Here is a 14,759-nt window from a genome sequence, read left to right on the forward strand (position 1 = left end):
CTGTGCGTGGCGGAAAACGAGTTACCAATCGGTAACTTGTCGGAGGCTATGCACAGGATGAAGGTGCTGCAAGAAGGAAGGTCGAATCCGTTGGATTGGCGGTTCACCTGACCGGAGGGGCTTCAGGCCGGTCGGCTCGCCTAGTACTATCCGCCCTTGCCGTCAGCTGCTGCCGCCGAAGCGGCAGCAGCTGACGTGGCAGCATTCCCCGGAATGCTGCGCGGCGGCTTCAGTTAGCTGCGCGGACGCAGCGCTCCGCCGTCGTCGTGCGAGGTGGTGTCGTGTTCGTGCGTGGACAGATCGAAGGTCGATCCGCCGTGCTCATCCACTCCGGAGGCGATGGCCCGTTCAACCACCGACCTGGCCAGCCGGCGTCGCAGGGCCATCGGGTCTCGGGCCAGATCCTTGGCCAGGGCAACGGTCATGAGCAGCATAACCAGGGCAAACGGAAGTGCAGCCACGATGGTGATGCGCTGCAGGGCGGCCAATGCCGTCGATGGATCGGCATCGTCACCGGCCAGAAGCATCACCGCTGCCACGGCACCGGTCAGGACACCCCAGAAGATGGTGACGGCGCGGGCAGGCTTGTCAGAGCCGTTGGAGCTCAGGGAAGCCATCACAATGGATGCGGAGTCCGCTCCGGTGACGAAGAAGATGCCCACCAGCACCATGGCCAGAATACCGACGGCCGCGGCAATCAGGTTGGGCATGGGCAGCAGGGCAAACAGCTCGAACAGTGCTGCGTCGGAGCCGGCGGCCGCGGTCATGGCATCGGCCTCACCCGGTGCGGCGGTCTGCAACGTGCCGATGGCGGCGCCGCCGAAGATCGAGAACCACAGGACGGTGACCACGAACGGCACCAGCAGAACGCCGCTGACAAACTGCCGGATGGTCCGGCCGCGGCTGATGCGGGCAATGAACATGCCAACGAACGGCGTCCAGGAGAGCCACCAGGCCCAGTAGAAGATCGTCCAGCCGGAGAGCCAGGCACGCATGGAATCGTCGCCCACAGCCTCAGTGCGTGAGGCCATCTCGGCCATGTTGCCGGCATAGTCGGCGATGGCGGAGGGAATCACATTGAGGATAAAGAGGGTGGGGCCGGCGATAAACACGATGATCGCCAGGAGCAATGCGAGGCCCATGTTGATGTTGGAAAGCCATTGGATGCCCTTGGAAATTCCGGACATGGCCGATCCCACGAAGCAGGCCGTCAGGATCGCGACGATGCCGACCAGGATCGGGGTGCCGACAGTGTCGATCCTGGTCGTCGATTCCAGGCCGCTGCCAATCTGCAGTGCGCCCAGGCCAAGGGAGGCTGCGGTACCGAACAACGTGGCGAAGATGGAGAAGACATTCAGCAGCTTGCCCAACGGGCCGTCGACGCGTGCCCGGCCAAAGAGCGAGGTGAAGGTCGAGGAAATGAGCTGCTTGCGGCCCAGCCGGTAGCTGCCGTACGCCATGGCGATGCCAACGATTGCGTACATGGCCCAGGGATGCAGGCCCCAGTGGAACATGGAGGTGGCCATGGCGGTGCGCAGGGCTTCGGGAGTCTGCCCGTCCACTGTGCCGGGGGGAGGCGAAACGTAGTGGAACAGCGGTTCGGCAACACCGTAGAACATCAGGCCGATGCCCATGCCGGCAGCGAACATCATGGAGATCCAGGACAGCGTCTTGAACTCCGGTTCCTCATCGTCCTTGCCCAGCGGAATGTTGCCGAAGCGTCCAAGGGCAAGCCACAGGACGTAAACAACGAAGAAGGATGCCAGCAGGACAAACAGCCAGCCGGTGTTCGCCATGACCCAGTCCAGGGCCGTCTGCGACGACGTGGCCAGGGAATCACCCCCGAAGAAGCCCCAGAGAATAAAGGCTATGGCCAGCGCGCCGGTGATTCCGAAGAGAACCTTGTCCAATTTGGCCGGGACGTCGGTGCTGCGGGCAGCTTCATGGGCCCGTTCGGTTTCCCGGAGCTGCTGAAGCAATTCCTGGTCCGGATCGGCGTCTGCAATCAGGGCGTCTTCCCCCGGGAGGGGGGAAGTTTCAATCGTGTTAGCCATAGGCCTTCCTTGGAATTAACGGAAGAATGCCCGGTTTCCGCAGGGAATTATCGGGCGGGCTTGAGAGGGGGCTGCTGGTCCCGGAATTGTGCAGGCATAAACTCTGCAGGCATGACTTTTACCGGGTGATGAAAGCGACGCTGACCCTCTTATGCGTTTCTTCCGCACCTGATACGTAGTGATTCGTAGTCCCTCTTAGGCTTGCCCGGTTGCACTTTCAAGTCAAATTAGCGGCTGCGGGGCTGCAGCCCGGTCATTGTTTTAAAGGCTCACAACCGCGGCCCCGTGCGGATTCCGGCCGCGCCGGGGTGTGGGAACACACACCAATGCCGTGGGCAGGGGATCCTGTCAGCGGAGCAACAACCTGCTAAAGTCCCCGCTGCTCCGGGGCGTCGGCGCTGCGCTGCAACCGCGCCAAGGAACGCATGCACTCATCTTCAGCGGCGCTCAGCTCCAGTGCCAGCTGGTCTGCATTGCTCTGCAGAAGGAACGCGGGGAGGCTGAGCGGGAGGTTTCCGGCCGGCAACGCCGCGGCCGGTGCCAGGTCATTGTTCTCCTTCTCCAGAAGGAGAACAGCCTGCGCCTGGAGCTCCAGGCGCTTCCGGCGGATTCCTTCGACAGCGGCCGCGAAATTCCTCAGTGCCGTGGCCGCATGGGAGGCAGCCTGGAGCACAGCTTCCCCTGCGTCGCGGGGACGGTCCATGGCACCCTGGACCTGGGCTTGTTCAGGGGCTGAATACGCCCCCGCCAGGAGCGACCACTTGGCATGCACGCGCTGAAGGGCATCATTGACGTTGGAGCCCCGATGCAGGATCTCAGCCGCGCTCTCCTCCAGCTCCGAGGGGATTGGCAGACCGGCCGTTCCGCTGAGGTCGATGAAGGCGCTCATGTCAGTCCCCACTTTCGGCTGCCGGGATTGGCTGCGCCTTCGGCAGGAGCGTGGGCGTCAGGCATGGTCTGGCGGCCGATCAGCATCTGCCCGACGGGCGGCTCTGTTCTCAGCAGGGGAATCTCCAGGGGCAGCAGCGGGTAATAGTAATCCGGAGGAGGAAGGAACCCCCGATCCGGCAAGCGATGCGGCCCGGGGCAGCCCGGCATCGGCCAGAATCCCCAGAGCCAGGGAGGCCGTTGCGCCCCGGGTCCGTGGGGCCACCGGGGCAAACCCGGCCACCACGGCGGACGCATCCATCCCGGAGGGGTCATCCACCATGGCGGGCGCCTCCACCGGGGCAGCCGCATCCACCAATACGGCAGCCGCAGCAGTGGGTTCGGCAGGACCGGAAGGGGCTTCCGTGGCCAGATGGGCTTCCAAGGCGGCGGCCCGGGCAGCGGCACAATAGCTCCGCGTTCCGGTTCCGGCTCTTCTCGAGGGGGCGGCGAGGGCAAGGGTCTGGGCCAGGGCAGAGGCAGCGGCGTCGCAGGGACCAAGCCCGGGGCCGCCGCTGCAGGAGGCGGAACAGGCGACGGCGCAGCAGGCGGGACGGACGGAGCCCGATCCTGCTCGACGCGGGGCCCACGATCCTGCACAATGCCGGGACGTACACCGGGCTGCGGTTTCTGCTGGTTTCCGGAACCCGCTGCCGCCGGCACCGCAGCAGCGGCGGCCTCGGCCCGCAGCCGCATTTCCTGATCGGCGGCCCCATATTCTGCTACGGCTGCCTTCACGGACTGGACGGCACGGTCGGAGCCGGCCATTGCGGAACCGAGGTCAAAAAACAGCGTCTCGGCCGCATAGTTCTTGAAGGCGCGGCCCACCGGGCTGGAAGAAAGTGAAGCCGTGACCGCGTCCACTCCGTCCTGGAGATCCGAACTGAGGGAAGTCAGGGAAGACAACTCTGTTTCCGTGTCCTGGATGACAGCCGTGACAGTAGCAGTGTCGATGTCGTAAGCGACCATGAGCTCCCCTTCCGATGCCCGGCGGCCGGGCCCGTTCGCTCAATCTAACCGGTCCGGTTCGGCTCGCCTACGGGAGGGTGCAACCTGTGGAAAAGCAGGGGAGTTAGTGGCCGAAATCGTCTGAATCGGTCACCGGAGCATCGGTTTCCAAGTGGTCCAGCGCTGCCATCTCCTGGCCGTCGAGCGCAAAATCGAAGATGTCCAGATTCTCCGCCATCCGCTCCGGATTGGCGGACTTGGGAATGGTCACGATGCCGGACTGAATGTCCCAGCGCAGCACCACCTGCGCCGGAGTCTTGCCGTATTTGGCGGCAAGTGTGCCGAGCAGGGGATTCTGCAGCAGCGCGCTGCCCTTGCCCAGGGGGCTCCACGCTTCGGTCACGATGCCCAGCCCGGCATTGGCCGCCCTCACATCCCGGCGCGGGCGGAAGGGGTCAAGCTGGATTTGATTCACTTCCGGAACCAGTCCGGCGTCGGCCAGCTTCTGCAGGTGGGCCGGCTTGAAATTGGACACCCCCACGGCTTTGACCAGGCCCTCATCCTGCGCGGCCCGCATGCCGCGGAACGCGTCGACATATGTGTCCTGCGCGGGATTGGGCCAATGGATCAGCAGTAAATCCACATAATCCGTTCCCAGCCGCTGTGTGGCAGCCTCCACCGCCCTGCGAACGCCGTCGAAACTGTGCCATTCCTTATTGAACTTCGTGGTGATGAAGGCCTCGGCGCGGTCCAGGCCGCTGCGGCGCAAACCTTCGCCCACACCGCTTTCATTGCGGTAGTTCTCAGCGGTGTCAAAATGCCGGTAGCCCAGGCCGATGGCGGTTTCCACTGCAATAGCCGCAGCATCATTGTCCAAGGGCCAGGTTCCCAGCCCGATCTGGGGGATAAGGGCGCCACTGCGCAGCGGAAGGACGGGCACGGAAGTCTTCATGGGGGAAGCCTAAGCCACCCCGGTGCCGAACAGCATGCCAAGAAGGTAGGTGGCGCCGGCCGCGCCCAGTCCGATCGCCAGCTGGCGCAGTCCCCGCTTCAGCGGTGACGCGCCGGACAACAGTCCCACCACGCCGCCGGTAATGAGCAGGGCCAGGCCCACGAGGACGCAGGACACGATGACGGCGGCCAGCCCGGTGAGCCCGAAAATGTACGGCAGGACCGGAATGATCGCGCCGGAAGCGAAGAAGCAGAAGCTGGAGGTGGCCGCGCCGATTCCGGTGCCCACTGTCTCATGCTCGTCCACGCCTTCGACGGCGGCCTCCGGGTTAAGCGAGAAGCTCGGGTCACAGTCGCAGCTGTACAACCCCATCCGCTCAGCCGCCCGGTGCTCGGCGGCCTCCGGGGACATGCCCCGGGCCCGGTAGACAAGCACCAGTTCGTTGGCGTCAATGTCCAGGGATTTGGCTGCGGCCAGGGTGATCTGGGTGGGGCGGGACGCTTCAAGAAGTTCCCGCTGTGAGCGCACGGAGACGTATTCGCCTGCTCCCATGGAGAGCGCGCCGGCCAGCAGGCCGGCCAAGCCGCTGAACAGGATGAAGCCGCTGGACACGCCCGTGGCGCCAATGCCCATCACGAGGGCGAGGTTGGACACCAGCCCGTCATTGGCGCCGAATACCGCGGCGCGGAAATTGCCGGAGAGCCGGTTGCGGCCGCGGGTTGCCAGGCCCCGCACCACTTCCTCGTGGATTTGTTCGTCGGCCGCCATGGCGCTCGTGGCGTTGGGATCCTGCGCATAAGGCGAGCGGCCTTCGGCCCGCTGGGCCAGCGCCAAGACGAACACTGATCCAAAACGCCGGGCCAGAAATCCGAGCAGACGGTTGCGCAGGGATGCGCGGGTCCGCCGGTTGGCCTCTTCACCCAGCAGCTCCCGCCAGTGGGCTTCATGGCGCCCTTCGGCTTCGGCCAGGGCCAGCAGGATGTCGCGTTCTTCGCCGTCGCGGCGTTCGGCGAGGTAACGGTAAGTATCGGCTTCCGCTCGTTCGTCGGCCAGGTATTGCCTCCACCGTCTCAGGTCGGACGACGACGGCGACCCGGGCTGGGGCGAGCGCTCGGCTTCGGGGTGGGTGTTCAACACTGCTCCTGGTACGTGGACCGGAGCGTTTTGGGAGGCTCCGGTCAGCTGATGGCGAAACTGACCGAAGGTCTCGCTCGCCCGTGCGTTGAACACACTGGGTGGTATGCCGGGCCACATGGCGGCCAGTATGTCGACAGACCTCGGCTGCTCCGCGGATCCGGTGAACGCGGCAACCAGCGGCAATTAATGACAGCTGACTGAGTTCACTACTATGGATTCTGCGGGAGGGCCGGAGCTACTCCCCTTCGACCTATCAGTGTAGCGGAGAACTAAAGTGCAACCCGAGGAAGACAGGATGCAGGCAACAGCAGACAATGGTGTCGGAATGGGCTGGCGTGGGACGGGAGCTCTCCGGCCAACGGCTAAAGTCGAGGACGTGACTACGCATACACCAACAGTCCCTGCCGAATACCCGCGGCCCTGGACGCGCCACTACGGCGCCGGAGTTCCCACGAATCTGTCCCTTCCGGAAGGGTCCCTGGTGGACATGGTGGAGCAGTCGATCCGCAAATACGGGTCCAAAACCGCCCTGGAGTTCTTCGGAGCGACCACCAGTTATCAAGCCCTTGGCGAACAAATACGCCAAGCAGCCTCCGGACTCAAGAAGCTGGGCGTCAAGCAGGGCGACCGCGTGGCGCTGGTGCTGCCGAACTGCCCGCAGCACATCGTGGCGTTCTACGCGATCCTGCGGCTGGGTGCCGTAGTGGTGGAGCACAACCCGCTGTACACGGACCGGGAACTGCGGCACCAGTTCGAGGACCACGGTGCCACGGTGGCTGTGGCGTGGGACAAGGCAGTGGACCGGCTGGAGGCGATGCCGGCAGACATCCCGCTGCGCAGCATCGTGTCGGTGAACCTGATCGAGAGCATGCCGCTGAAAAACCGGCTGGCCCTTAAGCTTCCGGTTCCGGCGGCGCGCAAGGCCCGCGAGTCCCTGACCGTTTCCAGGACGCCCCGCAGCGGATCGCGGAACGTCGTCGCCTGGAAAAAGCTGCTGGACCACCGTCCGCTGCGGCGCCGGCATCCCCGGCCTGCGGCGTCGGACCTCGCAGCAATTCAGTACACCAGCGGCACCACAGCCGCCCCCAAGGGTGCCATGCTCACCCACGCCAACCTGATGGCCAACGCCGCGCAGGGCAGGGCCTGGGTTCCCGGGCTGCGCCCGGGCAAGGAAACTTTCTACGCCGTCCTGCCCATGTTCCACGCCTACGGCCTGACGCTGTGCCTTACCTTCGCAATGAGCCTGGGCGCGAAGCTTGTCCTGTTCCCCAAATTCGATGTGGACCTGGTGCTGAACGCCGCAAAGAAGTCGCCGCCCACCTTCCTGCCCGCCGTTCCGCCGATCTATGACCGCATTGCGGCCGGGGCAAAGGAAAAGGGAGTCTCCCTGAAGGGTGTGCGCTTCGCGATTTCGGGCGCCATGAACCTGCCGCCTGCCACCGTTCAGGCTTGGGAGGAAGCCACCGGCGGATACCTGATCGAGGGGTACGGGCTGACCGAAACCTCACCGGTGGCCATCGGCAACCCGATGGGACCCACTCGGAAGCCCGGAACGGTTGGCGTGCCGTTCCCCCTGACTGATATCCGCGTGGTTGATCCGGAAAACCCCACGGTGGACCGCCCGGCAGGCGAGCAGGGTGAACTGCTGATCCGGGGGCCCCAGGTTTTCCAGGGATATTGGAACAAGCCCACAGAAACCCAAGCAGCCTTGCTGGACGGCGGATGGTTCCGCACCGGTGACATTGTCTCCGTGGATGAGGACCACTTCGTCACTATCCGCGACCGGATCAAGGAACTGATCATCACCGGCGGCTTCAACGTTTCCCCGTCCGAGGTGGAGGAAGCGCTGAAGCGCCATGACAGCATTGCCGAAGCCGCCGTCGTCGGCATTGGCAGGCCCAGCGGCGGAGAGGACGTCGTAGCCGCCGTGGTCCTCAAGGAGGATGCACACTTCCAGCCGGAAGACCTCCGCGAGTATGTCCGCGCCGAGCTGGCTGCGTACAAGGTGCCCCGCCGCATCGTGCAGATTCCGGATCTGCCCCGGTCACTGATCGGCAAGGTGCTGCGCCGACATGTCCGGGACAGCCTGATGGACTCAGCTGCTGCCGGCTCCGGCGTCGCCGAGGGCAACGAATCCGACAAGCAGGACTCCGCCGGAAACGGCAGCACGCCTCCGGGTAATTCCTAAACCAAACAGCTCCTCCACCGGCTCCGTCAACAGGAAGACCAGGACATGTCCACAACACCGTCACCCCAGCAGCGCGGACCCGTGGGGGAACCGCCTCAGCGATACTGGAGCGGCTCCCTGGGCCATGCTGCCCAGCGTGCCGCCCAGATCCTGCTGATCCTGCTCCTTGTGGGTGTGGCAGTCTACGGACTGCTCCAGATCACCCTGGTGGTAATTCCCGTCCTGCTGGCCCTGATCCTGGCAGCAGCAATTGCCCCGTTCGTGAACTGGCTGCGGCGCAAAGGCTGGCCAAGCGCACTCGCCACCGGAGTGTCCTTCCTGCTCCTGCTCGCCGTTTTCGGCGGGCTGATCACGGGTATCGTCTTTGCCATCCGCAGCGAGTGGAGTTCGCTGGTGGACCAGGCGGTGGACGGCTTCAACAAGCTGTATGAATTGATCCAGGACAGCCCCATCCCGCATGACGCCGCCGCCATCGAAAACGCCCGTGACGCTGCGATCGACTTTGCCACCAGTTCCACTGTGGGTGCCGGCGCACTGGCCGGCATCGGGGTGGCCACGAACTTTGTCACCGGATTCCTGCTGCTGGCCGTGGTGCTGTTCTACTTCCTCAAGGACGGGGACAAGATCTGGGCCTTCATCCTTCGCTGGTTCCACGGTGAGCGGCTCGAAAAGGCGCGCCTGTCCGGAACCCGGGCGATGGAAGTGCTTGGCGGATACGTCCGGGGGACCGCCATCGTGGCCGCCGTTGACTCGATCTGCATCGGCGCGGCTCTGTTCATCCTGCAGGTGCCGCTGGCACTGCCGCTGTCCGTGATTGTTTTTGTCGGCTCCTTCATTCCTCTGGTGGGAGCCACGGCGGCGGGCGTGCTGGCCGCTTTGATTGCCCTGGTGGCCAACGGTCCCCTGGTGGCACTGATCGTGGTGATCGTGATTATTGCCGTCAACCAGCTGGAGGGAAACTTCCTGCAGCCGGTAGTGATGGGCCGAACCCTGAGCATTCACGCCCTGGTGATTCTGCTGGCGCTGACGGCCGGCACCATTCTGGCCGGAATTGTCGGTGCCATCCTCTCCGTTCCCATTGCTGCAGTTTCCTGGGCGATCATCAAGGTTTGGATTGGAGAGGACGACGGCGATCCGGAAGAGGTCACTGAAGTCCCCGAGCCGGACGAAGCGGAATCCGCTAAGGCGCTCGGCCAAGACTGAACCCCGGGGATCGAACAGTGAGAGGACAGTTTCCGTCATGAAGGCCTTGCCCGTAGAGCCGTCCAGCGCCCCGGTGGCCATCGGGCCGAGGATCCGCCTGGCACGACAGGCCCGGCGGATGACCATCGAGCAGGTGGCCGGCGCCACCGGACTCACCAAAGGGTTCCTCAGTCGGGTGGAGCGGGACCTGACATCGCCGTCGGTGGCGTCGCTGCTGACGCTGTGCCAGGTGCTGTCGATCTCCATCGGGGACCTGTTTACTGCCCCGGCGACGGAACTGACGCGCTGGCGGGATGCACCGTCAGTTCATCTGGGTGGTACCGGGATCACGGAGAGACTGGTGACCCCCCGCGCAGAACGTCGAATCCAGGTTATCCGCGCGGTTATTGAACCCGGGGGCTCCGGGGAGACCGAGCTCTACTCCGTGGATTGCGACGTGGAAGTACTGCACGTTGCCCGCGGCAGCTTCGTTTTGGTCTTCGACGGAGAAACCATGGAGCTTTCCGAAGGGGACACCGTGACGTTTCCCGGTCAGGAGCCGCACTCCTGGCGCAATCCCACGGATACCGAGGCTGTGGTCCTGTGGACGCTGGTCAGCCCGTCTGCGAGCTGACCAGCGGCTGTTAGGCCCCCGCGGGCTGGTTGACCGCGGCCGGCTGGGAAGCTGCGGCCGGCTGGGAAGCTGCGGCGGAAGTGGTCAGCCGGTTCAAGTACTCCACGGCGCCGGTGATGTCCGTCCCCTGGGAGCGGAATCCGATGTGTCCGTCCGGACGCACCACCAGGATCTCCGGGCGTCGGACACTAAGTCCGAGGCGTTCAAAGGCCAGTCCGCTCACGTCCTGGATCTCCGAGGGATCCGCCGCTGCCAGCCGGCTGCCCACAGTCAGGCGCTGGACGCTGAGCCACGGCGAGAGGCGCCCAAGGGCGTCATGGATCCGCAGTTGTGTGTCCGCCGGCCAGCCCGGGCCGCACAGGAGGACGTGGAACCCCGGCGTGGAAAGGACTTCATGCAGGCGACGCTCGCGGCCTTGGTCCAGGACCACGGCATCCGGCATCCGGTCACCGGCCTTCGGACCCGCCGTGAGGAATGCCGGAAGGCGGCTGTCGCCGGTGTCCACCATGTCGCTGTCCCGGTACTGGGTGCCCAACTGGGAAACGGTCCGGAACAGACGTGTGCGAAGTGCTTTTGAGCCTGAAGCCTTAGGGGCGATGGCGGGCAGGAGCTTGGTCCGGGGCAGCTTCAGCAGGCCGTTTTTGGACGACGCGAGGCGGAAGATGCGGTCGGTGAAGTTCAATACGTTCTGGCCCACGGGCCGGCGTTCGGCGTCGTAGCTGTCCACCAGTTCTTCCGAGGCCAGGCCGCGTGCACCCAGCGACAGTTTCCAGCCCAGGTTCAAGGCGTCCTGGATGCCGGTGTTCATGCCCTGCGCAGCAACGGGGGAGGAGACGTGGGCAGCGTCGCCGGCCAGGAAGACGGAACCGTTCTGGTAGTACTCGGCAATCTGGTGGGACAGCTTGAACGTGCTGATCCACTGCGGGTCGCGCAGGCTTAGTGCGCCGTCGGCGAACTTGTCCGCGATGTTCTGGAGGGACTCCAGCGTCGCCTCGCCCGAGTCTCCGTCCTCCTTCATGGCGATGAGACGCCATGTGGCCGGCTGGCCCAGGGGGAAGAGGAGCAGGAATCCGTCCTCGTTGAGGTAGGAATGCATGGTGTCCGGCTCCGCGCCGTCGATTTCGAGGTCGGCCAGCACATATGTGCCGGGGTAGCCGCTGCCGCGCCAGTCCATGCCGGCCTTGGACCTGACCGTGCTGTGTGCGCCGTCGGCACCGACGACGTAGCGGGCGCGGATACGTTCGATGCCACGGTCCATGCGCTGGATCTTGGCTTCCACTCCGGCAAACGGATCTTCCGGGTCCAGGCGTTCCAGATCCTGGAGTTCGACGCCGCGTTCCACGCGAACCCGTCGTCCCGCCAGATGGGAGGTCAGGGCCCGTTCGGTTTCCGCCTGCGAGAGGAAGAGCAGGTGCTGGAATTCGGAGTCTTCACTGCCTGCATCGGCCAGGTCAACCGGGATGATCTGTTCGGGCAGGTGAAGGTGGAGTCTGCGGGCAGGGTGTCCTGCCGCTGCGAGTGCGGCGCTGATGCCGAAGGGCCGCAGGGCCTCCAGGGTGCGCGGCTGCAGTGCCAATGCCCGGGAGTGTTCCGCCGGCGTCAGGCTGCGGTCAATGATGCGGAAACTGGTGCCAAAGCTGTCGAGTTGGGCCGCGAGGGCCAACCCCGTGGGTCCCGCGCCCACGATCAGGACGTCGACGTCGTAGTTACTGTCCGCACTGTGCTGTTGAGCCGCCATGAGAACAGCCTAGTCTTGACGACAGCCCACGTTCCACTTTAGCCTCATGGGAAACACTTGATGCCTATCAGGCAACGCGCTCGGAAGTACTGGATCCTCACGGTCTTCATGGCGCGGAGCCAGGGTCCGGCCGGGCTCCGGCAGGCCCGGATCTGGAGAAACAGCATGCAGAACCCGCCGCGGATCACCGCCAACGGCAACCTTGGACCTGTTGACGCGGCATTGGTGCCGCGGTACGCCGGTCCGGCAACCTACGCCCGGCTGCCCCGGTTGGACCAGGTGCAGCATGCTGACGTGGCAGTGGTGGGTGTGCCGTTCGATACCGGTGTCTCTTTTCGGCCGGGTGCCCGCTTCGGAGCCAATCACGTTCGGGAAGCCTCCCGTCTCCTGCGTCCCTACAACCCTGCGCAGGACACATCGCCGTTCGAAAACCTCCAGGTGGCGGATGCCGGCGACATGGCAGTGAATCCGTTCAACATCAATGAAGCAATCGAAGCCATTCAGGCAAGCGCCCTGGACCTGACCGAGGCAGGTTCGAAACTCCTGACGCTGGGTGGGGACCATACGATTGCGCTGCCACTGCTGCGTGCCGCCACCGAACGTGCCGGCCGGCCCGTTGCACTGCTGCACTTCGACGCTCATCTGGACACCTGGGACAGCTACTTTGGTGCTGAATACACGCACGGCACTCCCTTCCGCCGGGCCGTGGAGGAAGGGATCCTCGATACCGAGGCCATCTCGCACGTGGGTACCCGCGGACCGCTCTACGGAAAGCGGGACCTGGAGGATGACCGCCGCTTCGGGTTCGGTATCGTGACGTCCTCCGACGTTTTCCGGCAGGGCGTGGATGAAGTGGTTGCGAAGCTGCGGGACCGAATCGGAAGCCGGCCGCTGTATATTTCGGTGGACATTGACGTCCTTGACCCGGCCCACGCACCGGGAACCGGCACCCCCGAAGCCGGCGGCATGACCAGCCGCGAACTCCTGGAGATCTTGCGCGGCCTGCGCGGCCTGAACCTGGTGGGCGCCGACGTCGTCGAGGTTGCCCCGGCATATGACCACGCGGATATTACCGCCGTGGCCGCGTCCCACGTCGCCTATGACCTGATCACCCTGATGGGACTGTCCGAATGAGCGCGGGAACAAGCCGGGAGGGTGCGTCACCGGTGCGCAACGGCGGGGACCTGGTGGTGGAAACCCTGGCCGCACTCGGCGCGACCACCGTTTTTGGCATTCCCGGCCAGCATGCGCTGGGCCTTTTCGATGCGCTGTCCCGGTCCACCCTTCGCTTTGTGTCCTCACGGGTGGAGAACAACTCTGCTTTTGCCGCGGACGGCTTCTCGCGTGCCACCGGCCAAGTGGGGGTTGTGTTCCTGTCCACCGGCCCCGGTGCCCTGACGGCGCTCGCGGGTTTGCAGGAGGCCTACGCCACCGGCGTGCCCATGGTGGTGGTGGCAAGTCAGATTCCCATCGAGGGACTCGGTGCCCGACGACGCGGCATGCTGCACCAACTGGATGACCAGAAGGCTTCGGCCGCCAACGTCACCAAGAGCCAGCGGCTCATCCAGCATGCCTCCGGCATTCCCTCGGCCATCCAGGATGCGTGGACGGAAGCCATTTCCTCGCCCATGGGGCCGGTCTGGCTGGAGATCCCGCAGAACGTGCTGCTGAACCCCGTGATGGTGCCCGCCGTCGAGGATGCATTGGCGGAGCCCTTCGACAATCCGCCCCGGACCGAGCTGGTCAAGGAGGCGGTGCGGTGGCTTGCCGCTGCGGAACGTCCCGCGATTATTGCCGGCGGCGGAACCCGCCGCGGCGGTGCGGAAGCTGATCTTCTGGCTCTGGCGGAGAAACTGCGGGCGCCGGTGATCTGCACCCCCGGCGGGAACGGAGCCTTCCCCTGGGACCATGAGCTGTCCCTGCAGTCCTGGATCGAGGACCGTCACACCACTGACGTCCTCGAAGATGCCGATGTCCTGGTCGTCATCGGTTCGTCGCTGGGCGAGGTCACCTCCAACTACTTCACGCTGCAGCCCCGCGGCCGGATCATCCAGATCGACGCCGAGCCCCGCGTGCTGGAATCCAACCAGCCGGCACTCGGCATCCGCGCCGATGCCGGGCAGGCGCTGGCCGCACTGGATGAAGCACTTGAAACCTTCCTCGCCGTTTCACCGCGCAAGGAGCCGGACTGGAACGGTCGGACTCCGGAGCAGCTGGTGGCCCTGACACTGGCGCAGGTCGCTGATCGGCTGGATGCCCAGGACCTCGCCATGGAGCGGAAGTTCATGGCCGACATCCGTGCTGCCGTTCCCGACTCCATGCAGACCTATTGGGACATGACCATCTCGGCGTACTGGGCGTGGAGCTGTTGGGATGCCAAGTCAGGGCAGTTCCATTCCGCCCAGGGCGCCGGCGGCCTGGGTTACGGCTATCCCGGAGCCATCGGCGGCGCGGTCGGGCTGGGAGATCGCGTCCTCGCGGTTTCCGGCGACGGATCGGCCATGTACTCCATCGCCGAACTCGCCGCCGCCCGTCAACACAACCTCCCCGTCACCTGGTTGATTGTCGACGACGGCGGTTACGGCATCCTGCGCGAGTACATGGTCGAAGCGTTCGGGAAGGCCACGGCCACGGAGCTGGCGGGTCCGGATTTCGTGAAGCTGGCCGAGTCCTTCGGTGTTCCGGCCCGGCGCACTGCGCCCGACGGCGTGCGCGAGGCGTTGGAAGAAGCACTTGCCGGCGAGGGGCCCAACGTGGTGGTGGTCGAAGCGACCATCGGTCTCTTCGCGCCGACCCATCTGGCGGTCTGACACCCGGCAGGGCGGCCCTGAGTTCCGAAATTCCGGATAGCGGATCCCTGACGGGGATTAAGCCGGGCGGCGGAGGCTGGTCCGGTCTCCTGCAGCGTTTCTGGGCTCCTGGCTTGGGCATCGAGTGTACAGATTTGGCGACTTCCTGCTGCCTCAGGTGATTCTGTGTGCAGGTATGGCGGCTTGGAC

11 protein-coding genes and 1 pseudogene are annotated in these 14,759 nt (G+C 65.0%); 5 read left to right on the forward strand and 7 right to left on the reverse strand.

Annotated elements, in window-relative coordinates; translation table 11 throughout:
* Positions 1-233 precede the first annotated feature (233 nt).
* From MUG94_RS02620 to MUG94_RS02640, 6 genes and pseudogenes are all read right to left on the reverse strand, one after another.
* Positions 234-2,054, reverse strand: coding sequence for a BCCT family transporter (locus tag MUG94_RS02620; protein WP_227909014.1), 1,821 nt, complete (start codon positions 2,052-2,054; stop codon positions 234-236).
* Between the two features lie 367 nt (positions 2,055-2,421).
* Positions 2,422-2,943 carry a hypothetical protein gene (locus tag MUG94_RS02625; RefSeq protein ID WP_227909013.1) on the reverse strand — a complete coding sequence of 174 codons (522 nt, stop codon included), beginning with the start codon at positions 2,941-2,943 and terminating at the stop codon, positions 2,422-2,424.
* A gap of 57 nt (positions 2,944-3,000) precedes the next feature.
* Positions 3,001-3,366: a hypothetical protein gene (locus MUG94_RS02630; RefSeq protein WP_227892706.1), complete on the reverse strand. Its 366-nt coding sequence runs from the start codon at positions 3,364-3,366 to the stop codon at positions 3,001-3,003.
* 266 nt (positions 3,367-3,632) lie between these two features.
* Positions 3,633-3,950, reverse strand: a pseudogene (locus MUG94_RS17310) (DUF6507 family protein); the annotation flags it as partial.
* 103 nt (positions 3,951-4,053) lie between these two features.
* The gene (locus tag MUG94_RS02635) at positions 4,054-4,881 is read right to left on the reverse strand and encodes an aldo/keto reductase (protein ID WP_227909012.1); all 828 of its coding nucleotides are present in this window, start codon (positions 4,879-4,881) and stop codon (positions 4,054-4,056) included.
* Positions 4,882-4,890: 9 nt separating this feature from the next.
* Positions 4,891-6,015, reverse strand: a complete 1,125-nt coding sequence (locus MUG94_RS02640; RefSeq protein ID WP_227909011.1) for a VIT1/CCC1 transporter family protein — start codon at positions 6,013-6,015, stop codon at positions 4,891-4,893.
* Positions 6,016-6,394: 379 nt separating this feature from the next.
* Between MUG94_RS02640 and MUG94_RS02645 the strand changes: the two genes are divergently transcribed.
* Genes MUG94_RS02645 through MUG94_RS02655 form a run of 3 tightly spaced genes read left to right on the forward strand, consistent with a single transcriptional unit; the run spans position 6,395 to position 10,022 of the window.
* The gene (locus tag MUG94_RS02645; RefSeq protein WP_227909010.1) at positions 6,395-8,206 is read left to right on the forward strand and encodes a long-chain-fatty-acid--CoA ligase; all 1,812 of its coding nucleotides are present in this window, start codon (positions 6,395-6,397) and stop codon (positions 8,204-8,206) included.
* Positions 8,207-8,251: 45 nt separating this feature from the next.
* On the forward strand, positions 8,252-9,409 hold the full coding sequence (locus MUG94_RS02650; protein ID WP_227892631.1) for an AI-2E family transporter: 1,158 nt from the start codon (positions 8,252-8,254) through the stop codon (positions 9,407-9,409).
* Between the two features lie 37 nt (positions 9,410-9,446).
* Positions 9,447-10,022, forward strand: a complete 576-nt coding sequence (locus MUG94_RS02655; protein ID WP_227892632.1) for a helix-turn-helix domain-containing protein — start codon at positions 9,447-9,449, stop codon at positions 10,020-10,022.
* A 10-nt stretch (positions 10,023-10,032) separates the two neighbouring features.
* Here the strand turns inward: MUG94_RS02655 and MUG94_RS02660 are convergent, their stop codons facing one another.
* Positions 10,033-11,760, reverse strand: coding sequence for an FAD-dependent monooxygenase (locus MUG94_RS02660; RefSeq protein ID WP_227909009.1), 1,728 nt, complete (start codon positions 11,758-11,760; stop codon positions 10,033-10,035).
* A gap of 165 nt (positions 11,761-11,925) precedes the next feature.
* Between MUG94_RS02660 and speB the strand changes: the two genes are divergently transcribed.
* A complete protein-coding gene (speB, locus tag MUG94_RS02665; protein ID WP_227909008.1) occupies positions 11,926-12,894 on the forward strand; it encodes an agmatinase in 969 nt (322 codons plus the stop codon).
* Positions 12,891-14,570, forward strand: coding sequence for a thiamine pyrophosphate-binding protein (locus tag MUG94_RS02670; RefSeq protein ID WP_227909007.1), 1,680 nt, complete (start codon positions 12,891-12,893; stop codon positions 14,568-14,570). Before speB ends, MUG94_RS02670 begins: the two co-directional genes overlap by 4 nt.
* Positions 14,571-14,759 lie beyond the last annotated feature (189 nt).

Source organism: Arthrobacter gengyunqii (genome assembly GCF_023022985.1).
In the GTDB taxonomy this organism is placed as follows: Bacteria; Actinomycetota; Actinomycetes; order Actinomycetales; family Micrococcaceae; genus Arthrobacter_B; species Arthrobacter_B gengyunqii.